Below are 20010 nucleotides of genomic sequence, written 5' to 3' on the forward strand. Positions count from 1 at the left end.
TCGCTCCTAGAGCGTTGCGGTTTCCGGCGCCCAGTCCTCGGGCAGGGCCGGCGAGACCGGGGCGGAGCTTTCGACGTCAACAAACGTGCCGGAATCCATGGATTCGGTGATTGAGACCATGCTGTCCACGACGTGGTAGGCCAGGTTGCCGGTGGCGCGGTGGGGGACGCCCGCCCGGAGCGAGCGGGCCATGTCCAGGACGCCCATGCCGCGGCCGCTGGCGGGTCCGGTTGCGGGAACCGTGGTCCAGTCCTCGTCCCCTGCGCGCCAGAGCCGGATGTCGCCGTCGAAATTATTGGGGTCCGGCAGCGAAAGTGTGGCTTCGGTGCCCGTGATCTCCACGAAACCCATGTTCACGCGCGGGGACTCAAAGGAGAAGACGCTGTGCGATGACGCGCCGCTTTCGAATTGGGCCATGGCGCTCACGTGGGTGGGCACCTCGACGCTGAACTCCTCGCCGGCCTTGGGTCCGGAGCCGATAACGCGGAAGTCCCTGGACCTGGACCCGACGGCGGCGACCTTGCGGATGGAGCCGAACGTCTGGACCAGCATGGTGAGGTAATACGGGCCCATGTCGAAGAGCGGCCCGGCCCCGGTCTGGAACAGGAAAGCCGGGTTGGGGTGCCAGGATTCCGGGCCGGGGGTCTGGAAGGTGGTCATGGCCGTCAGTGGGGTGCCGATGTCGCCGCGTTCGATCAGCCGGCGTGCGGTCTGCAGGCCGGCGCCGAGGAAGGTGTCCGGGGCGCAGCCGAGGCGGATGCCGGCGGCGTCGGCGGTTTTGAGCAGGCCGAGCCCGGAGGCGCGGTCCAGGGAGAAGGGCTTCTCGGTCCAGACATGCTTGCCAGCGTTGACGGCGGCGGTGGCCACCTCAACGTGCGCCGCGGGGATGGTCAGGTTCACGATGATTTCGACGTCGGGATGGTTCAGTGCCGCGTCCACGCCGCCCCACTCCGCGATGCCGTATTCCTTGGCCCGGGCCTCGGCGGCCTTTTCGAAGAGGTCGGCGATGACGAGGACTTTCAGGTCCGGGAACACGGTGAGGTTGTCCAGGTATTCCTTGGAAATGTTGCCCGCGCCGATGACGGCAACGCCCACGGGGCCGCGGCGGGTCGACGCTGCGTGGCTCATGCGCGTGCTCCGGCGGTGCCCGTGCCCGTGCGCTGTGCGGCATTGAGGTAGGCGAGGCTCTCGGCGATGCCCTCGAAGATGTCGCCGGCGTAGTCATCGAATTCCACGACGCCCACCTCGAGGGACCTGGCGGCGGCAATGACGTCCAGCACGGCGACCTTGCCCTGGCCCGCAGGCTGCTGCGCTTTGGTGTCCGTATTCAGGGGTCCGTCCTTGATGTGGATGAACTTCACCCGGTCGCCGAGCCGCTCCAGCACCGCCACGGGATCCTGGCCGCCCACGGCCACCCAGTACGTGTCCACTTCGAGGACAACTTCGGGATCGAGGAGGTCCGCGAAGTACTCCAGCGCGGTGCGTCCCTCGATGGTGGACTCCAGCTCCCACTGGTGGTTGTGGTAGCCCACGCGGATGCCGTATTCGGCGCCCTTCCTGGCTGCGGCGTTGAGGCCGGCAGCGGTGGCCTGGATGTCCGCCGCGGACTGCCAGCGGTCAGCCGCGATGAACGGATCGATCACCGTGGTGATCCCCAGTTCCCTGGCCGCGGCGAAGATCTCATCCTGGTCCTGGCTCAGCAGCGGTGCGTGTCCGGACGGAGCCGTCAGGCCGTTCTCCCTTAGCGCAGCACCGAGCTCTTTGGCCGTGGCGACAAAGTTGTACGGCTCAACCTTCGTGAAACCGATCTCCGCGACCTTGCGGATGGTGCCGGGAAGGTCCGCCTGGATCTGGTCCCGGAGTGTGTAGAGCTGGATCGAGTAGTTCATTGGTTCTCCTGATTGCAGACGAATCCACGTTGATTGGGTGCTGCGGTGCTGAGGGCGATGCCACTGCCACTAAAGCTAGAATGACTTTTGCCGATCGTCAAGCAAAAGTTGCGCGAAAACAGATATTCTTTGTTCCGCGTGACAGGCAGAAGTTCCATGTGTTATTCATAATCCATGAGCCTTAGCCCCGGAACAGAGCACGCAGCCCCAGACCACGGCGTGAGCCTGGCGCGCGCCGGCGACCTCTTCCAGCTGCTCCGGGACGGCCAGGCGCGGACGCGGGCAGAGCTGGCCCTGACCACCGGTTTGGCGCGTTCCACCGTCGCTGCGCGCATTGACGCCCTGATCGCCTCCGGCCTGGTGGGCGCGGCGGGTGAGGCGAACTCCAGTGGCGGCAGGCCGCCGTCGCGCTTTGCCTTCAACCCGGCCGCACGCGCCGTGCTGGCGGTCGACGTCGGCGCTACCCACGTGATTGTTGCCGTCACCGATCTCAGCGGCCGTGTCCTGGCCGAGCGGCGGCTGGCCCAGGATGTGGCGGCTGGTCCGGAAGCGGTGCTCGGCCGGGTGATCAAGGAGGGCCGGGCGTTGCTTGAGCAGGCCGGACGGGGCCCGCGCGATCTCGCCGGCATCGGAATCGGCCTGCCGGGGCCCGTGGAGCACGCCACCGGAAAGCCCGTCAAGCCGCCCATCATGCCGGGGTGGGACGGGTTCGACGTCGTCCCTTACGTCCAGCGCTCGCTGCCAGTGCCGGTGCTGGTGGACAACGACGTGAACATCATGGCGCTGGGGGAGCGGTCGGCGCACTGGGCGGACCACAGGAATTTCCTGTTCATCAAGGTTGCCACCGGCATCGGATCCGGGATCATCAGCAACGGTGAACTGCAGCGCGGCGCCAACGGAACGGCGGGCGATCTGGGCCACGTCCGCGTGCCGCGCGGCGATGACGTGCTGTGCCGCTGCGGCAACTACGGCTGCCTCGAGGCGCTGGCGTCCGGACCGGCCCTGGCCGCTGAACTGGAGCGGCAGGGTGTGCCGGCGCGCAAGGGCAGTGATGTGCTGCGGCTGGTCGGCGAGGGCAACCCGCAGGCCATCCACGCCCTGCGCCAGGCCGGCCGGGATGTGGGCGATGTGCTGGCCACCGTGGTCAACCTGCTGAACCCGTCCGTCATTGTCATCGGCGGGAGCCTGGGCCAGGCCGGGGAACACCTGATGGCCGGCGTCCGCGAAGTCGTCTACCGGCGGTCCCTGCCGCTGGCAACCAGCCACCTGCGGATCGCCCTGTCCGTGGCCGGGGACCAGGCGGCGATTCTTGGTGCGAGCCAGATGGTCACGCAGTACGTGTTGTCACCTGCAGCCATTGAGGCGACGCTCCAGGCGGCAGGTTAGGCGGCTTTCGGCAGTCACCCCGCCGTGATCACGCGGACCGGCGAACCCTCCAGCCAGGCCTTGACGTCCTCGAACGCGCCACCGTAGAACTGCCGGTAGCTCTCGGCCGTCACGTAGCCGAGGTGCGGGGACAGCACAGTGTTGGGGGCGCTGAGCAGCGGGTGGCCCGCGGGAAGCGGTTCCTGGTCAAAAACGTCCAGGGCCGCGCCGCGGATCCAGCCCTCGTTCAAGGCCCGCACCAGGGAATCCTGGTTCACCAGCGGACCCCGCGAGGTGTTCACCAGGATGCCTTCCGGCCCCAGGAGCCGCAGTTCCTGCTCACCCACGATGTCCTCGGAACGGGGAGACAGCCGCAGGTGGAGGGACACGACGTCGGAATTCTCGAAAAGTTCCTCCTTGCTGACCTTCTGAACGCCTGCCTCGGCGGCGGCCTCATCGGTGAGATTCTGGCTCCAGGCGAGCACTTCCATGCCGAAAGCCTGCCCGTACGCCGCGATCCGCCGCCCGATCTTGCCCAGGCCCACGACGCCCAGGGTCTTGCCGGACAGTTCCATCCCCACCGACGTCTGCCACGTGCCCGCGCGCAGCGAGTTCTCCTCGGCCGGGAGGTTGCGGGCGATCGCGAGCAGCAAAGCCCAGGTCAGCTCGGGTGCGGCCGTGGGGGATCCGGGTGTGCCGCATACGGTGATGCCGAGTTCGGTTGCTGCGGCCACGTCGATGGAGGCATTGGCCATGCCGGTGGTCACCAGCAGCTTCAGCCCCGGGAGACGTTCCAGCACGGTGCGGGGAAACGGGGTCCGCTCACGCATCGCTATGACGATCTGGCAGTTGGCGAGGGCTGCCGCCAGGGCGTCCTCGGACTGGAAGGGCTCGCGGAAGACGGACGCTGTAACGCCGGCCTGTTCCAGGGCGGCCCAGTCGGCGAAACCGTGCGCCACGCCCTGGTAGTCGTCGAGGATGGCAAGCCGTTGTTGCATGTCTGTTCCTTCGTCCGGGGTGAGCGGCTTCTGTACCCTCACGTTGGGGCCCGCCGGTGTGAGCTTCATCGTATGCCAGGGCGCCATGACGTTGCCTGAGGCGTCCGGGGCAATACGCCGTGATAGCAATGGAAGTGATGAAATCGTATTTAGCCACCGCGGAATCCTTGTGAGCGGACAGTTCCTGGCCAAAGTTCCCAAGGGCTGGATCCTCCTGGCCTGTATCGGACTGCTGGCGCTGAACCTGCGTGGGCCCTTCGTTGCCGTTGCCCCGGTGGTTGACCTGATGCAGGCCGACCTCGGATTTACCCCCGTGATGTTGGGCCTGCTGACGAGCATCCCGGTGCTGTGCTTCGCGCTCGCCGCGTCGCTGGCGTCTCTGACCACGAGGAAACTCGGCGCGGAGTTCGCCGTTTCGCTGACCATCCTTGGCGTCCTGGCTGGCGTGATTGTGCGCTCGGCTGGCGGCCCGGGACCGGTGGTGGTGGGCACGGTGATGATCGGCCTGGCCATCACGGTGGGCAATATCGCGGTGCCGTTGATTATCCGCCGCGACTTCTCCCCGATGCGCCAGGGGACCGCCATGGGTGTGTACACCGCGGCCCTGAACATCGGATCATTCCTGACCTCGATGGTCACGGCGCCCCTGGCAGAGCTGGCCGGTTGGCGTGTGGCCTTGGCCGCCGTGGGCATCCTGGCTGTGATTGCCATCGTTTTCTGGACCCTCGCCGTGGGCGCCCGCACCGCGTTTGTGCCCTCCCGCACCGTGGTGGCCGGCGGGCAGGAACACCCGGCCGTCAAGGGTTCCGGCTGGATTACCGCCGGGCTCACCGCAGGCTTCGCCGGGCAGGCGTTTTCCTACTACGCGGTGACGGCGTGGCTGCCGAGCTACCTCAACGACGAACTTGGCATGTCCGCCTCAGCCGCCGGGGCAGGCTCATCGCTGTTCCAGATCTTCGCCATCGTTGGCGGCTTGGGAGTGCCGTTCGCGGCCAAATATTTCAGCACGACGACGACGGCAGTCACCGTGGGGTTGCTGTGGACGGCCGTGCCGGCCGGGCTGCTGCTGGCGCCGGAACTGTGGTGGCTGTGGTCCACGTTCGGCGGCATCGCGCAGGGCGGCGGGATCACGCTGATCTTCATCGCGATCATCAAGCTGGCCCGGGACCAGGTGTCCGCGGGCCGGATGTCCGCCACGGTCCAGGGGCTCGGTTACTGCTTCGGCGCGGTGGCCCCGCCGCTGGTGGGCTTCGTGCGCGACGCCTCGGGTTCCTGGACCCCCGCGCTGCTGGTGATCCTGGGCTCGGTGCTGATGTTCTTCGTCTGCACAACCCTGGCCGTGCGGCTGGTGCCGAAAGGACGCTGACGCGTCCCGCCGTCGTACGTTCTTTCCTTCCCGCATGATTGCCAACGCTCTCTCACTTAACGCAGCTTAACGACGGACGCTCTCTCACTATCTTGAGGATAGTGAGAGAGCGTCCCGGGTTTTCTCGCATTATGTGAGAGAGCGTCCGCGGGTCACACGGGGTGTTCCGTCGCCGGGCCGGCTCCCCGGATCTCGGGGGTGCCTGTTGCGAAGGGCATGCCTGCCCGGCGGACGGAAGTCTATTCAGTGAGCCTGCTGCAGCCTAGGCCGCCGCGAGCTCCTCTTTGGTTGCCTTTTCGCGGGCTTCGGTGAGGTAGCGGGCGTAGGCGGGGAGGGTCAGGAAGGACGGGAAGTCCTGGCTGAGGGTGACTTCCTCGAAGATGTCGCGGGAGTCTTCGAAGCGGTCGCCGTCGAAGCGTTCCAGGCGGGCGAACTCTTCGTCGAGCAGTTCCTCGATCCACTGGTGGGTGATGATTTCGCCGCGGTCGGTGATGGCGCTGGCGTACATCCACTGCCAGATCTGCGAGCGGGAGATTTCCGCGGTGGCGGCGTCTTCCATGAGGTTGTGAATGGCGACGGCGCCGTTCCCGCGGAGCCAGGACTCGATGTAGCGGATGCCTACCTCGATGTTGTTCCGGATGCCCTGCTCGGTGATGGTGCCTTCGGTGGCGGCCACATTGATGAGTGCGCGGTCATCGGGGATGACGTCCTCGCGGGTGCGGTCCAGCTGGTTGGGGCGTTCGCCGAGGGTGGCATCGAACACTTCGCGGCAGACCGGAACGAGGTCCGGGTGGGCCACCCAGGAGCCGTCGAAGCCGTCGTTGGCCTCGCGGGTCTTGTCGGCACGCACCTTCTCGAACGCGTTGGTGTTGGCAGCCTCGTCCTTGCGGTTGGGGACGGCGGCGGCCATGCCGCCGATTGCCATGGCGCCCCGCTTGTGGCAGGCACGGACCAGCTGTTCGGTGTAGGCGCGCATGAACGGCTGCGTCATGGTCACCTGGGCGCGGTCCGGCAGGACGAACCGGGGGCCGCGGGTGCGGAAGTTCTTGATCAGGGAGAAGATGTAGTCCCAGCGGCCGGCGTTCAGGCCCGAGGCGTGATCCCGCAGTTCGTAGAGGATCTCCTCCATTTCGAACGCCGCGGTGATGGTCTCGATCAGCACGGTGGCGCGGATGGTGCCCTGCGGGATGCCCAGCAGGTCCTGGGCGAGGATGAAGATGTCATTCCACAGCCGTGCCTCGAGGTGGTTCTCGATCTTGGGCAGGTAGAAGTACGGTCCCTTGCCCTGGGCCAGGAGGCGCCGGGCGTTGTGGAAGAAGTACAGGCCGAAGTCCACGATGCCGCCGGCCACGGGGGCGCCGTCGATGATCATGTGCTTCTCGGGCAGGTGCCAGCCCCGGGGGCGTACCACGATGGTGGGCAGCTCGCCGGCCGGGCGGAGCTTGTATTCCTTGCCCTCGGGGGAGGTGAAATCGATCCGGCGTTCCAGCGCGTCGGTGAGGTTCAGCTGGCCCTTGATGACGTTCCGCCAGGTGGGCGTGGAGGAGTCCTCCATGTCAGCGAGCCACACCTTCGCGCCGGAGTTCAGCGCGTTGATGGTCATTTTCTTGTCCACCGGGCCGGTGATCTCCACCCTGCGGTCCTCCAGGCCCGGGGCCGGGGGAGCGACGCGCCACGACGGGTCGTTGCGGATGTCCTCGGTTTCGCGGAGGAACCTGGGGTCCTGACCGCCGGCGATGTCCGCCCGGCGGGTCCGGCGTGCCTGCAGCAGTTCCTGCCGGCGCTCGGCCGTTGCCCGGTGCAGCTTGGCGACAAACTCCAGTGCATCCGGAGTAAGAACCTCGTCCTGCCGGCAAATAGGCTGCGCGGCCAAAGTGATCCCGTTGATGGTGAAGCTGTCAGTGAAGGTGTTCATTTCAATCTCCTGGAGCTGTGCCCAAACTGGGTAGCAGTAAGTGTCGTTTTGAGCCTCCAAAACGACACTTAGTGCTACTTACTTGGGGAAAATTTAGTGGAACTGGCCTTCTTCGGTGGATCCCACCAGTGCCAGGGTTGATGCGTTCGGGTTGAGCGCAGTTGCGATGTCGTCGAAGTAGCCGGTGCCGACTTCGCGCTGGTGCTTGGTCGCGGTGTAGCCGCGGGACTCGGAGGCGAATTCCTTTTCCTGCAGCTCGACGTAGGCGCTCATGCCTTCACGGGCGTAACCGTGGGCGAGATCGAACATCGAGTAGTTCAGGGCGTGGAAGCCGGCCAGGGTGATGAACTGGAACGTGAAGCCCATGGCGCCGAGTTCACGCTGGAACTTGGCGATCGTGGCGTCGTCCAGGTGCTTGCGCCAGTTGAACGACGGCGAGCAGTTGTAGGAGAGCATCTGGTCCGGGAAGTCAGCCTTGACGGCCTCGGCGAACTTGCGGGCCAGCTCCAGGTCCGGGGTGCCCGTCTCCATCCAGATGAGGTCGGAGTACGGTGCGTAGGCCTTGGCGCGGGCGATGCAGGGTTCGATGCCGTTGCGGACCTTGTAGAAGCCTTCCGGGGTGCGTTCGCCAGTGACGAATTCCTGGTCGCGGGGATCGACGTCGGAGGTGATCAGCGTGGCTGCCTCGGCGTCGGTGCGGGCGATGACCACCGAGGGGGTGCCGGCGACGTCGGCCGCCAGGCGGGCCGCGTTCAGCGTGCGGACGTGCTGCTGCGTGGGGATGAGGACCTTGCCGCCGAGGTGGCCGCACTTCTTCTCCGAGGCGAGCTGGTCTTCCCAGTGCACGCCTGCCGCGCCGGCCTGGATCATGGATTTCATGAGCTCGTAGGCGTTCAGCGGGCCGCCGAAGCCGGCCTCGGCGTCGGCAACGATCGGCACCATCCAGTCCTCGACCGTCTGGATGCCTTCGGAGAATTCGATCTGGTCCGCACGGAGCAGGGCGTTGTTGATGCGGCGGACCACTGTCGGAACCGAGTTGGCCGGGTAGAGGGACTGGTCCGGGTAGGTGTGGCCGGAGTTGTTGGCGTCGGCGGCAACCTGCCAGCCGGAGAGGTAGATGGCGCGGAGGCCGGCCTTGACCTGCTGCACGGCCTGGTTGCCGGTCAGGGCGCCCAGGGCGTTGGTGTACCCGCCGGTCTTGTGCTCTTCGGTGAGCTGCTTCCACAGCTTCTCGGATCCGCGGCGGGCCAGCGTGTGCTCTTCGGAGACGCGGCCGCGGAGCTTGACGACGTCCGTTGCCTTGTAGTCACGGGTCACACCTTCCCAGCGGGGGTTGGCGGCCCACTCAAGCTCCAGGGCGGCGGCCTGCTGTTCGGGCGTCTGCTGGGTGGGCTCAAATGCTGCAGTCATCGTTGTCTCCTTGATTGAGCTCCGGGTGGTTATCTGCCGGCCGAAGCTGCTTCCTTGCAGCTCCGACCAGCTTCCCGGTGCGGTGTTTCTTTCCGTGATTACTACTTTTCAGCACTTCGCAACACTTCTCTAGGGGAAAACCATGGAAAGAAATGCATTTCTTCGCGTATGCTCAAGAAATGACGCCTGGAAGCTGGAACCGCGAAGTCGCCCTACCGCCGTCGTCCGCCGCCTCCCCGGAACTGGACGTCATCAGCCTGGGTCGCCGCGTGCGGCATCTGCGCAAGCAGGCCGGGTACACACTCGATGACCTGGGCGCCGCCGTCGGGACGGCCCCCAGCCAGTTGAGCCTGATCGAAAACGGCAAGCGGGAGCCTAAACTTTCCCTGCTGCAGGGGCTGGCCGCGGCTCTGAACGTGAGCATCGACCAGTTGCTTGGCGCCGAGCCGCCGAGCCGCCGCGCGGCCCTGGAGATTGAGCTGGAACGCTACCAGCGCGGGCCCCTGTACGAGTCCCTTAATCTGCCCAAAATCCGCATCAGCTCGCGGCTTCCGGTCGATGTGTTGGAGGCGCAGGTGGGGCTGCTGCATGAACTCGAACGCAAGCTGAACGAGCAGGTGGCGACGCCGGAGGAAGCCCGCCGCGCGAACGGTGAGCTGCGTGCCATGATGCGTGAGCGCGGCAACTACTTCCCGGAGTATGAGGCCGAGGCCCAGAAGGTCCTGGGACTGGTGGGGTACACGGCCGGGCCGCTGAGCCAGCACGTCATCGCCGACATCGCCGAGAAGCTCGGATTCACCCTCCATCACGTGAGCGACCTGCCGCATTCCACCCGTTCAGTGACAGATTTGAAGAATCACAGAATTTACCTGACGCAGAGCCAGCGGCAGGACCACGACCCCCGCTCGGTGCTATTGCAGGCGCTGGGGCACTACGTCCTGGGGCACGAGACGCCGAAAAACTACGGCGACTTCCTCGGCCAGCGGGTGGCCACCAACTACTTCGCGGCCGCGCTCCTGCTGCCCGAGCAGGCCACCGTGGACTTCCTGCAGAAGGCCAAGGCGGCCAAGGAAATCGCGGTTGAGGACATCCGTGACGCCTTTGCCGTCTCCTACGAGACCGCCGCGCACCGCTTCACCAACCTGGCCACGAAGCACCTGGGCATCACCACCCACTTCCAGAAGACCCACAAGAGCGGCATCATCTACAAGGCCTACGAGAACGACGGCGTGACGTTCCCGATGGACCACACCGGCGCCATCGAGGGCCAGCCGTCGTGCAAGGCGTGGACGTCGCGGGCGGTGTTTGATGTGCCGGACAAGTTCAGCGCGTACAGCCAGTACACCGACACTCCGTCCGGCACATATTGGTGCACGGCCCGGACCGAGCGATCGGCCAACGGCGAGTTCTCCCTGAGCATCGGGGTGCCGTACCAGCACGTGAAATGGTTCCGCGGCCGGGAAACCACGGCGCGCGAAAAGTCCACATGCCCCGACCCGAACTGCTGCAAACGGCCCCCGGCAGCACTGGCCTCCGAGTGGGCTGGAAACGCCTGGCCGGCGGCTCGCGCCAACACGCACCTGCTGGCCGCGATGCCGCCCGGCGCGTTCCCCGGCGTGGACGAGACCGAGGTCTACTCGTTCCTGGCTGCGCACTCGGGGAGCTGACCCGCAGGACGCTCTCTCACTTAAGGCGGGTTCTTCCCGGACGCTCTCTCACTTTCTTGGAGCAAGTGATAGAGCGTTCACGTATTTGCCGCAGCAAGTGATAAAGCGTTTCCTTACCCGTGGAGCTCCCGGTACGCCGCGACGGCGCCGGGGTGCAGGGGCAAACCCGCGGTGTTGATCAAGGATTCGGGGCTCAGGAACTGTACGCCCAGGCTGGAACGCGGGATCAGTTCCTCGGCATGGCCCACCAGCAGTTCGACGGTCCGCTTGACGGTCCGGTCATCAAGATCGCTCCGGCACAGCAGCAGGTTCGCCACGCCCACGGTCCAAACAGCCGGAATGCCCGCGTAGGCGCCCGCCGGGATCAGCACCCGGTCGTAGAAGACGCCGTATTTCGCCCGCAGTGCCGGCAGCAGCGGCGACAGATCCAGGAAACCCAGCCCGACGTCGTCGTTCGCGGCGGCAATGGCCGCAGTCGGCACGCCGCCCGACCAGAACAACGCGTCCACCGTTCCGTCCCGCAGTGCCGCGAGGCCCTCATTGAGGCCGAGGCTCAGCACCGTAACGCCGCCAGCGGTGCCCGCAGTGGTGCTCAGCCCGGCAGCCTCGAGCAGCCGCGGAGTGGTCAGCGACGTCCCCGAGCCAGGCTCGCCGACAGCCACGGTCCGGCCGGCAAGCCCGCTAATGTCCCGGATTTCGCTGTTGTGCCGGATGACGCAGTGGACGTAGTTCTCGTACACCTTTCCGACGGCGGAAAGTCCGACGGCGGGCGGCTCACCCGCCGCTGTGCTTTGGGCAGCCGAATCCGCGAGCGCGACGGCGAACGTGGCTTTGCCGGTCAGCAGATGTTCGAGGTTGTCCAGGCTGCCGCCGGTAGTCAGCGCCGTGGCTTGGCCTGCAACGCCGTGACGCTGGAGGGACGCCGCCAGCAGCTCGGCGAACTCGAGGTAGAAGCCTCCGGGCTCGCCCCCGGCCACGGTCACGGTGCCCGGGCGGTCCGTCGGCGTACACGCACCCAGGCCCGGCAACAGCAGCCCGGACAACCCGGCCGCGAGTCCGGCCTTGAGGACGGTCCGCCGCGGGGGATCAGGGGGAAGCGGGGGACTCGGGGGCAGGGCCCGTGCTCCGGACAACCGCCCCCCGAACACGTCACCCACGCGGAGCCGCCTGCTCCGGCCCGGTCTGCTCTGGCCCGGCAAAACTTCCCGGCAGCTCCGCGGCCCACGGAAACTCGAGCCGCGCAATCAGGCCATGCGGCGAGGCCTCGGCGAGCACCAGCCGGCCACCGTTGGCCGCTGCCAGCTTGTCCACGATGGTCATGCCCAGCCCGGTCCCGCGGATGCTCCGGTGCGCCGGGGACCGCCAGAAGCGGCTGGTGGCCGCTGCCCGTTCGTCGGCGGAAAGCCCGGGGCCGTCGTCGGACACTTCGATGATCACCATGCTTTGGCGCTCGCGGGCAGCCACCGAGATGTGGGCGCCGGGAGCGTACTTGATGGCGTTGTTCAGAAGTTCGCCCACCATCTGGGCCAGCTCTGCGGCGCTGCACGCGATGTGCACGGCGGGGGCCGGCGGACCTGCCAGCAGGATCGATGCTCCGCCGAGCTGGGCGGCGGGGCCCGCCCGTTCGGTTTCTTCCTGCAGGACCGGGTACGGATCAAGCGGCGCCTGTGCCGCGGGCGACGGGGTTCCCAGCGGGCCACGGGCGGAGTCCTCGGATGCCCGGTGCTCGGCGGCCGCCAACCGAAGTACTCCGTCCAGGATCTCCTCCACACGTTCAAGCTCGGCCAGCACGCCTGCGGCGGCGTCGTGCTCCCGGGCGGTCCTCAGTTCCAGCTGCAGCAGATCGATCCTGAGCCGCAGGGCGCCCACGGGATTGCGCAGTTCGTGCGATGTGTCCGCTATCAGTTGCCGCTGCGAATCGAGGCTTTGGCTGACGGTCTGCGCCATGGTGGTGAATGAACGGCTCAGTTCCCGAAGTTCCGGCGGCCCGGCCTCGGGAAGCTTGCCGGTCCGGCCTGTTGCCTCAAGCTCCGTGACGGCGGCGTTCAGCCGATGCACCGGGCGCAGCACCCACTCGGTCACGCGGGCCGCACCAAGCAGGAGCACAGCGGCCAGGACCGCCGCCGCCAATGCCACGATGAGCCACCGTTCCCGCAGTTTCTGCCGGGCCGGGTCCAGGTTGACCTCGAGGACGGCCTCGCCCAGGACCTGGCTCGCGCTGCCGAAGGAGCGGGAGATCACCTCGGAGGAAGGCCCGAACGGCTGCAGCGGGCTGAGCGTGGTGTCGCTGAGGTTCAGGTTCGCCCTGGCCACGGCGTCACGGACGTCCGGCCGGTCCTCGCTCAGGCCGCCGGAGCGCAGGGTTCCCTGCTGGAGACGGATCAGGACTCCCTCGTCGTAGAGCTCGGAATACCTGTCCATTTCCGTCTGCAGTTGTGCGGTCTCGCCGGCGGAGGCTGCGTCGAACGCCACCTGTGCCAGGCGGTTGAGCGACGCGGCCCGGTTGATCTGGAGTTCCTGCGTCAGTTCCCGGCCGGCCGAGGTCAGGATCACGTTGGACGTGATGATGACGATAAGTACCGCCAGGACACTCAGGATGCCCAGGACGCGCAGTTTCACGCCGGGTCCGCCTCGACCCGGTAGCCGACGCCGCGGACGTTGATGATGAAGCCCGGTAACTGGAGCTTCGCCCGCAGCGCGGTCAGGTGCACGTCAAGGGAACGGGAAGAGGCCACGAAGGCGTCGCCCCACAGCGCATCCAGGATCTGTTCGCGGGTGACCACGGAGCCGGCGTGGCTGGCCAACAGTGCCAGCAGGTCGAACTCGGTGGCCGTCAACGGCAGCACCTCGGAACGGAGGGCGGCCACGCGCCGCTCGAGGTCGATCTCAAGATCACCCAGCACCACGCTCTGCTGCCGCGAGCCGCCATAGCGGCCGGCACGCCGGGTGACGGCTTCGATGCGGGCAAGAAGTTCCACGAGCTTCACAGGCTTAACGAGGTAGTCGTCCGCTCCCGACCGCAGGCCGAGCACTACGCTGCGTTCGTCGTCGCGCGCGGTAAGAATCAGGATGGGCACCGGCGTGACCTGGCGCAGTTTCCGCAGCACCTCCAGCCCGTCCATATCGGGAAGGCCGAGGTCCAGCAGGATCACTTCGAACTTCCGGTGGACCAGCAGGGCGTCTGCTCCGCGGGCAACCCGGGTGGGGTTGTGCCCCGCGGTCGCGACGGCGGCGGCGAGGGCGGACGCCATGGCGTCGTCGTCCTCGACGATGAGCAACTCCATGGCCTGGTTCCCTTATTCGCTGAGCGGGCAACGCAAACTGCCCGCTTTGGAGATTACCCCGTCTCCCGCCGAAACCTAAGGAAGTGTTAGGAAATGCCCTCCCACGTTGGATGTGCCTTGCATCACGCATAACTTGGATGAGGCCCTCGGCGTTTGAGGGGGGCCCGTCAACGTCGAGGAGGAACCATGGGCAACGTAGCCATGGACAGCACGAAAGCAAGAACAGCGCCGCAACCCGGGGAGGTTCAGCGATGAGCGCCCAGCACGCGGTCCAGAGCGAGGCCGCACAGACCCGTCGGGCCGTGAGCAACATCCTCAAGGGTTCAGCGGGCAACCTCGTGGAGTGGTACGACCTCTACGTTTACACAGTCTTCGCGGCGTACTTCCAGTCGCACTTCTTCAATTCCCAAGACGACCTGCAGGCCGGGCTCGAGGCCATGGCCGTCTTCTCGACGTCGTTCCTGATGCGTCCGGTGGGCGCCTGGTTCTTCGGCCGCTATGCCGACCGCAAGGGCCGCAAGGCGGCCCTGACGCTCAGCGTGACGATCATGTCCGCCGGTTCCTTCGCCATCGCCATCCTGCCGACGACCCAGCAGATAGGCGTCTGGGCGCTGATTCTGCTGATCCTTGTGCGGCTGGTCCAGGGCTTCTCCGTGGGCGGCGAATACGGCACCAGCGCCACCTACATGTCCGAGGCCGCCACGTCCAAACGCCGCGGCTTCTTCTCAAGCTTCCAGTACGTCACGCTGATCGGCGGCCAGATGCTGGCCCTGCTGGTGCTCGTCATCCTGCAGAACACCATGGACAAGGGCGCCCTGACTGAGTGGGGCTGGCGCATCCCCTTCGCGATCGGCGGCGTCGCCGCGCTCGTGGTCCTGTGGCTGCGGCGCTCGATGGAAGAAACCGTGTCCGCCGAGCAGGTCGAGGCCGCCAGGGTTCCGGCCGTGGCCGGCGTTGCCCAACCCGGCACCATGAGGTTGCTGTTCACCCAGCACTGGAAGCCGCTGCTGATCTGCATCGGCGTCACCCTCGGCGGTACCGTGGCGTTCTACACGTACACCAACTTCATTCTGAAGTTCATGAACGATACCTCCGGGATCGCCAAGACCGACACCTCCGTGATCAACTTCTGGGCGCTGTTCATCTTCATGCTGCTCCAGCCGGTCTACGGGATCATCTCGGACAAGGTCGGGCGCCGGCCGCTGCTGCTCTGGTTCGGCATCACGGGTGTGTTGTTCACCTGGCCGCTGCTATCCACCCTGTCCAACACCAAGGACCCGTTCACGGCATTCCTGCTGATGCTGGGCGGCCTGCTGATCGTCGGCGGCTACACCTCGATCAACGCCCTCGTGAAGGCCGAGCTGTTCCCGGCCTCCATCCGCGCCCTCGGCGTCGGCCTGGGCTACGCGATCGCCAACTCGCTCTTCGGCGGCACCGTCCCGCTGCTTGGTGCGGCGTTCCAGAAGGCCGAGCGCGTGGACCTGTTCTTCACGTACGTCACGGTTGCCATCGCTATTTCGCTGTTGGTTTACATCTTCGCCCTGAAGAACAAGAAGACCACCCACCTGGACCGCGAACAGGGCGACGCCTGGAACCGCCCGGCCAAGGACGACGACAAGGACAAGGACCTCATCAACGCCTAGCGCTGTGGGCAGCTCCAGTGGGCGTACGACGGCGGGTGGCCACCCGCCGTCGTACGCTCACCGCGCCGCCCCCGCACCCCGGACGCTCTCTCAGATAATGCGGCAAATCCCGGGACGCTCTCTCACTTTCTTGAGGAAAGTGAGAGAGCGTCCCGGGTTTTCTTGCGGTAAGTGAGAGAGCGTCCCGGGTTTTCTTGCGGTAAGTGAGAGAGCGTTTGAATGAGACCAAAATGAGTGCAAAGCGTGACCGTTCAGGCATCGTCTCGCGCCGCCGTCGCTGGTTCACTGGGAGCAGGCGGATTCCCGCCCTTGTGTGCCGGGGGAGGCGACAGTGGTGTTTCGTTTTCAGCGGGCGGTGGCCTTGGGTGCGGTGCTGGGACTGGCAGCATGTGCGGCCCCGGCCCCTGCGCCTCCGGAGCTCCTGACGGCCGACGGCGTGGAGCGGGTTTCGGTGGACCGCGCGGCTTATGCCGCTGAACTGCGCTCCTTCCGGGCTTCCGCCCTGGGCCTTGGCGAGGCGCTGCTGGCGGACGGCGGAGACGGCGCCAACGGGAACGTCGTGTCCTCGCCCGGGAGCCTGCTGATTGCCCTCGCGATGCTTCGCTCCGGCGCGTCGGGCGAGACTGCGGCGGAGATGGACAGCGTCCTGGGACTCCCCGCAGAGAATCGCGACGAGGCCATGAACGCGGTCCTCAGCTCACTTGCGAAGTTCGACGGCGACCCCGGCGCAGTGGATGAGGACAACCCGCCGCGGAAACCGATCATGCATGCCGCCAACGGGCTGTTCGTAGACAAGGGTGTGACCACCGGCGAGTCCTTCCTGGACACGCTGGCCCGGCACTACGGAACCGGCGTGTATCCCGTGGACTTCAGCGATGAGGGTGCCACGAAGCCCGCCATCGATGCCTGGGTCAACAGGAACACGGGCGGCAGGATCAAGGAAGCCCCGGCAGAGTACGACCGCCGGAACACCTTCAGCCTCCTCAATTCCCTGTATTTTGCCTCCGCCTGGAGCGCGCCGTTTGACCCGAATGCCACCTCGGACCTCCCCTTCACCACAGCTGCCGGCGAGGAAATCGATGCGCCTGCCATGCACAACGAGGCGGAGATGAAGTACGCGGAAGGTGCAGGCTGGCGGGGCGTGGACCTTCCCTACGCCGACGGTTTCGTCATGCGTCTGGTCCTGCCGGGGGCCGGATCCGACGCGGTCGCCGGGGCCGGGTCCCGCCCCGCCTCGGCTGCCTTCGGTGCGGAAACGCTAGCGGAAATCGCGGACGCCTTCGACACCGCAGCGCTGGAGACAGTGCAGATCCAGCTGCCCCGTTGGGACCACAAGTGCAGCTTTGACCTGCGGAAGGTGTTTGGGTCCCTGGGACTCAAGAAGACGCTCGACACCACGGAGGATTTCAACAACATCCAGCCCAGGATGGCGATCACCCAGGCCGCGCAGGCTGCCAACATCACGGTCGCCGAAAAGGGCACCATCGCAGCCGCGGTGACCCAGATCAACGGAGCTGTCACCAGCGCTCCGCCGCAGCCTGAGCGGTCCATCAGCTTCGACCGGCCGTTCCACTACCAGATCGTCCATGTGGAAACCGGCCTGCCGCTGTTTATGGGAACGGTGGCCGACCCGCGCTCGTGACCGCGCCTCCCCGGGCTGAGCCTAACTAACTGGTCCTGCGGGAATTGCGGCGGCGCAGCAGGGCGCCATAGCCGGCAAAGAGCCGCGGCACCACGATATAGACAGCAACCGGAACCACCACGAGCGTCAGGACGAGTGCCCGGAGCGCTGGATGCCAGCCCTCGGTCAGGGGTGCCACAACCATCATGCCCACGGCCACCAGCGGAAAGATGGCCAGCCACGTGATGACGGCGCGGACGTGGATGGACGGCGCCTGCGGCACCGGTCCGTGAGAAGTGACCGAAGCCTGAGTTGGGGCGGCTGGCGCGGGAGCAGTTGCTGTGGGGCCGAGGGTGCTGTTCATGGCTAACTCCAACTAGTTGGTTGCTTTTGATGAAAGCGAGACTAGTACGGGCTCCGTAAAAGTGCAACTAGTTGGTTGGAAACGGGTAGGATCGTGACATGGCCTGGAACACTGACCGCACCAAAGCGCTGCTGCTGACTGCCGCCACCGAGGAGTTCAGTGACAAGGGCCTTGCGGGGGCGCGCGTGGACCGCATTGCTGCCGCGGCGGGCGTGAACAAGGAACGCATCTACCAGTACTTCGGCAAGAAGGATGAGCTGTTCGACGCCGTCCTGGCCGCTGAACTGGTGCGGGTGATGTCCGAGGTCCCCATCGAAGGTCATGGCGCGGCGTCCATCGGAGAGTACGCCGGCAAGCTTTTTGACCGTCACACGAACGACGGCGCCCTGGCCCGGCTCCTGTTCTGGGAAGGCCTGGAGCGCGGGAGGAATACCGTGGACCGGGCCACACGCGCGGACCACTGCGCCACAAAAGTGGACCAGATGCTGGCAGTTCTGCCCGGAATCGACCGCACGGATGCGGCCGACCTGGTCCTCACCATCGTGACCCTGTGCGACGGCTGGACGGTGCTGCCCCAGATCGACGCCCTCTTGGCGGGCTCCGCTCCGGACCGCCTGGACCGCCGTCGGGCCTTTATTGTGCGGACGGCCACGCTGGTAGCCGACGCCCTGCTGGAAGAGGCCCGGCTGGAAAAGACGCCGTTGGAAGACTCAAGAAGCTAGCGCGCGCCGCCCTGCCAGAGGGCGTCGAACGGCGCACCGGAGGCCACACGGTTGCGGATCCCCGCGGTGACAAAGTCCTTGGCGGCCCGGGCAGCCTCCAGCGGCGTGGCGCCCTTGGCCAGCTCGGCCGTCACCGCCGCGGCGAGGGAGCAGCCGGCACCGGACACGGCCACCTCGCCCACCTTGGGAGCGCTCAGGACCTCAAGGGTCTCGCCGTCGTAGTAAACGTCGACGGCGTCCGGGCCTGCCAGCCGCACCCCGCCCTTGGCCAGGACCGCGGCGCCGCTGAGCTCGTGGATGCGGACTGCTGCGGCTTTCAGGGACTCGACGTCGGTGATCGCCAGGCCGGACAGCGATTCGGCTTCGAAGTGGTTGGGTGTGACAAATGTGGCCAGCGGCAGGATCTGCGCCTTCAGGGCCTGGTCCGTGTCCAGTGCGTGGCCCGGCTCCTGGCCCTTGCAGATCAGCACCGGATCCAGCACTACATTGCGGAACCGGCCCGATTCCAGCGCCGCGGCGACCGTGCTGATGGTGGCCGGGCTGCCCAGCATGCCGATCTTCACGGTGTCCAGGACCGGACGGCCCGGAGCTGACGGCTCGCCCGAGGCACTCTCGGAGGCGGCGCCAGATGCCGGACCGTAGGCCGCCGTCGTGGCTTCCAACTGGTCCGCAATGACCTGCTGGTCCACCGGCACAAAACGGTGGTTCCAGTTGTCGTTCGGATCGAAGGAGACGATGCAGGTCAGGTTGGCGATGCCAAACACGCCCAGCTCCTGGAACGTCTTCAGGTCGGCCTGGGCTCCGGCGCCACCCGTGGCTTCGGATCCCGCGATGGTCAGGACGACGGCGGGAGCGGACACGGGGGGCTGGAGGGCAGCTGAAGCTAAAGTCATGGCACTATCCTGCCATCCGGCGTCGGGCCCTATTGTTCGGTGGGAGAATGGCGTGACAGTGCTAATACAGCCGGCGGCCCGCGCAACTTTCGTTGCGGGAACGGTACGCCGAGCGAACCACTACGAATGGAATCCCCATGCCTTCCTCCTCAGGCCCTGACGCCCAGCCCATCGCCGACTCCGCCCGGACGGCGCCGAAATTCGCATCGATCGGTTCGCCGTACTTCGGCATCATGCTGGCGTTTATGGCCGTGGTGCTGATCCTGTCCAACATCGGGGCGTCCAAGGGCGTCGCGATCGGTCCGATCATCACCGACGGCGGCTTCTTCCTCTTCCCGCTCGCCTACATCCTGGGCGACGTCATCAGCGAGGTCTACGGTTTCAAGGTGGCGCGCAAGGCCATTTTCACCACCTTTGCACTGTCCGTCTTCGCCTCGGTTTGCTACTGGGTGATCATCGCACTGCCCGGCTTTGATGACGATTTCGGCACGGCCAAGCAGGCCGCCCTTGAGGGGGCCCTTGGTCCGGTGCCGCAGATTGTGCTCGCCTCGTTGTTGGCATTCCTGGCCGGCCAGACCATCAACTCGTGGATCCTGGTGAAGATGAAGGCCCGCTCCGGGGAGAAGTCACTCTGGGCGCGGCTGATGGGTTCCTCAGGCGCGGGCGAGTTCGTGGACACCCTGATTTTCTGCAGCATCGCCGCCTCCGTCATCGGCATCACGGACTTCGGCACGTTCCTGAACTACGTGGTGGTGGGCTTTGTTTACAAGACACTCGTGGAGTTCCTGTTTGTGCCGGTAACGTCCCTCGTGATCGGCTGGATCAAGAAGCGCGAACCGAGCTACGGGGTCTGAACGGGCGGGCAGCGGGCCG

17 protein-coding genes are annotated in these 20010 nt (G+C 66.4%); 7 read left to right on the top strand and 10 right to left on the bottom strand.

Annotated elements, in window-relative coordinates; translation table 11 throughout:
• Positions 1-6: 6 nt before the first annotated feature.
• Together NIBR502772_RS05275 and NIBR502772_RS05280 are read right to left on the bottom strand one after the other, a co-directional pair.
• Positions 7-1128 carry a Gfo/Idh/MocA family protein gene (locus tag NIBR502772_RS05275; protein WP_141139361.1) on the bottom strand — a complete coding sequence of 374 codons (1122 nt, stop codon included), beginning with the start codon at positions 1126-1128 and terminating at the stop codon, positions 7-9.
• On the bottom strand, positions 1125-1889 hold the full coding sequence (locus tag NIBR502772_RS05280; RefSeq protein WP_141139362.1) for a sugar phosphate isomerase/epimerase: 765 nt from the start codon (positions 1887-1889) through the stop codon (positions 1125-1127). Before NIBR502772_RS05280 ends, NIBR502772_RS05275 begins: the two co-directional genes overlap by 4 nt.
• Before the next feature lie 174 nt (positions 1890-2063).
• Between NIBR502772_RS05280 and NIBR502772_RS05285 the strand changes: the two genes are divergently transcribed.
• Entirely contained in the window at positions 2064-3275 is a 1212-nt protein-coding gene (locus tag NIBR502772_RS05285) for an ROK family transcriptional regulator (protein WP_141139363.1), read from the top strand.
• 14 nt (positions 3276-3289) lie between these two features.
• On the opposite strand, the gene NIBR502772_RS05290 is transcribed toward NIBR502772_RS05285, so the two are convergent.
• Positions 3290-4252, bottom strand: a complete 963-nt coding sequence (locus NIBR502772_RS05290; RefSeq protein WP_141139364.1) for a D-2-hydroxyacid dehydrogenase family protein — start codon at positions 4250-4252, stop codon at positions 3290-3292.
• Between the two features lie 169 nt (positions 4253-4421).
• On the opposite strand from NIBR502772_RS05290, the gene NIBR502772_RS05295 reads away from it, so the two are divergent.
• A complete protein-coding gene (locus NIBR502772_RS05295) occupies positions 4422-5618 on the top strand; it encodes a CynX/NimT family MFS transporter (RefSeq protein WP_246848701.1) in 1197 nt (398 codons plus the stop codon).
• 262 nt (positions 5619-5880) lie between these two features.
• Here NIBR502772_RS05295 and aceB read toward each other — a convergent pair whose 3' ends face one another.
• Both aceB and aceA read right to left on the bottom strand, forming a co-directional pair.
• Positions 5881-7533 carry a malate synthase A gene (gene aceB / locus NIBR502772_RS05300; RefSeq protein WP_141139365.1) on the bottom strand — a complete coding sequence of 551 codons (1653 nt, stop codon included), beginning with the start codon at positions 7531-7533 and terminating at the stop codon, positions 5881-5883.
• A gap of 93 nt (positions 7534-7626) precedes the next feature.
• Entirely contained in the window at positions 7627-8943 is a 1317-nt protein-coding gene (aceA, locus tag NIBR502772_RS05305) for an isocitrate lyase (protein WP_141139366.1), read from the bottom strand.
• A gap of 152 nt (positions 8944-9095) precedes the next feature.
• Here aceA and NIBR502772_RS05310 point away from each other — a divergent pair, with 152 nt between their 5' ends.
• Positions 9096-10610 carry an XRE family transcriptional regulator gene (locus NIBR502772_RS05310; protein WP_141139367.1) on the top strand — a complete coding sequence of 505 codons (1515 nt, stop codon included), beginning with the start codon at positions 9096-9098 and terminating at the stop codon, positions 10608-10610.
• A gap of 113 nt (positions 10611-10723) precedes the next feature.
• Here the strand turns inward: NIBR502772_RS05310 and NIBR502772_RS05315 are convergent, their stop codons facing one another.
• From NIBR502772_RS05315 to NIBR502772_RS05325, 3 genes are read right to left on the bottom strand one after another with little or no spacing between them, the layout of a single operon-like run.
• Entirely contained in the window at positions 10724-11725 is a 1002-nt protein-coding gene (locus NIBR502772_RS05315) for a TAXI family TRAP transporter solute-binding subunit (protein WP_141141948.1), read from the bottom strand.
• Between the two features lie 34 nt (positions 11726-11759).
• Positions 11760-13229, bottom strand: a complete 1470-nt coding sequence (locus tag NIBR502772_RS05320; RefSeq protein WP_141139368.1) for a HAMP domain-containing sensor histidine kinase — start codon at positions 13227-13229, stop codon at positions 11760-11762.
• A complete protein-coding gene (locus tag NIBR502772_RS05325) occupies positions 13226-13894 on the bottom strand; it encodes a response regulator transcription factor (RefSeq protein ID WP_141139369.1) in 669 nt (222 codons plus the stop codon). The genes NIBR502772_RS05320 and NIBR502772_RS05325 overlap by 4 nt, the downstream gene beginning before the upstream one ends.
• A 251-nt stretch (positions 13895-14145) precedes the next feature.
• Between NIBR502772_RS05325 and NIBR502772_RS05330 the strand changes: the two genes are divergently transcribed.
• Both NIBR502772_RS05330 and NIBR502772_RS05335 read left to right on the top strand, forming a co-directional pair.
• A complete protein-coding gene (locus NIBR502772_RS05330) occupies positions 14146-15537 on the top strand; it encodes an MFS transporter (protein ID WP_141139370.1) in 1392 nt (463 codons plus the stop codon).
• 331 nt (positions 15538-15868) lie between these two features.
• Complete coding sequence (locus NIBR502772_RS05335) at positions 15869-17179, top strand: serpin family protein (RefSeq protein WP_246848702.1); 1311 nt, start codon at positions 15869-15871, stop codon at positions 17177-17179.
• A 25-nt stretch (positions 17180-17204) separates the two neighbouring features.
• On the opposite strand, the gene NIBR502772_RS05340 is transcribed toward NIBR502772_RS05335, so the two are convergent.
• On the bottom strand, positions 17205-17522 hold the full coding sequence (locus NIBR502772_RS05340) for a hypothetical protein (RefSeq protein WP_210412478.1): 318 nt from the start codon (positions 17520-17522) through the stop codon (positions 17205-17207).
• 98 nt (positions 17523-17620) lie between these two features.
• Between NIBR502772_RS05340 and NIBR502772_RS05345 the strand changes: the two genes are divergently transcribed.
• The gene (locus tag NIBR502772_RS05345; protein WP_141139371.1) at positions 17621-18244 is read left to right on the top strand and encodes a TetR/AcrR family transcriptional regulator; all 624 of its coding nucleotides are present in this window, start codon (positions 17621-17623) and stop codon (positions 18242-18244) included.
• Here the strand turns inward: NIBR502772_RS05345 and NIBR502772_RS05350 are convergent.
• Positions 18241-19137 (bottom strand): hydroxymethylpyrimidine/phosphomethylpyrimidine kinase, encoded by an 897-nt coding sequence (locus NIBR502772_RS05350; RefSeq protein WP_141139372.1) that lies wholly within the window; start codon positions 19135-19137, stop codon positions 18241-18243. The genes NIBR502772_RS05345 and NIBR502772_RS05350 overlap by 4 nt on opposite strands.
• Before the next feature lie 137 nt (positions 19138-19274).
• Between NIBR502772_RS05350 and NIBR502772_RS05355 the strand changes: the two genes are divergently transcribed.
• Positions 19275-19991: a queuosine precursor transporter gene (locus tag NIBR502772_RS05355; RefSeq protein ID WP_141139373.1), complete on the top strand. Its 717-nt coding sequence runs from the start codon at positions 19275-19277 to the stop codon at positions 19989-19991.
• The last annotated feature ends 19 nt before the right edge of the window (positions 19992-20010 follow it).

Source organism: Pseudarthrobacter sp. NIBRBAC000502772 (genome assembly GCF_006517235.1).
Taxonomy (GTDB): Bacteria; Actinomycetota; Actinomycetes; order Actinomycetales; family Micrococcaceae; genus Arthrobacter.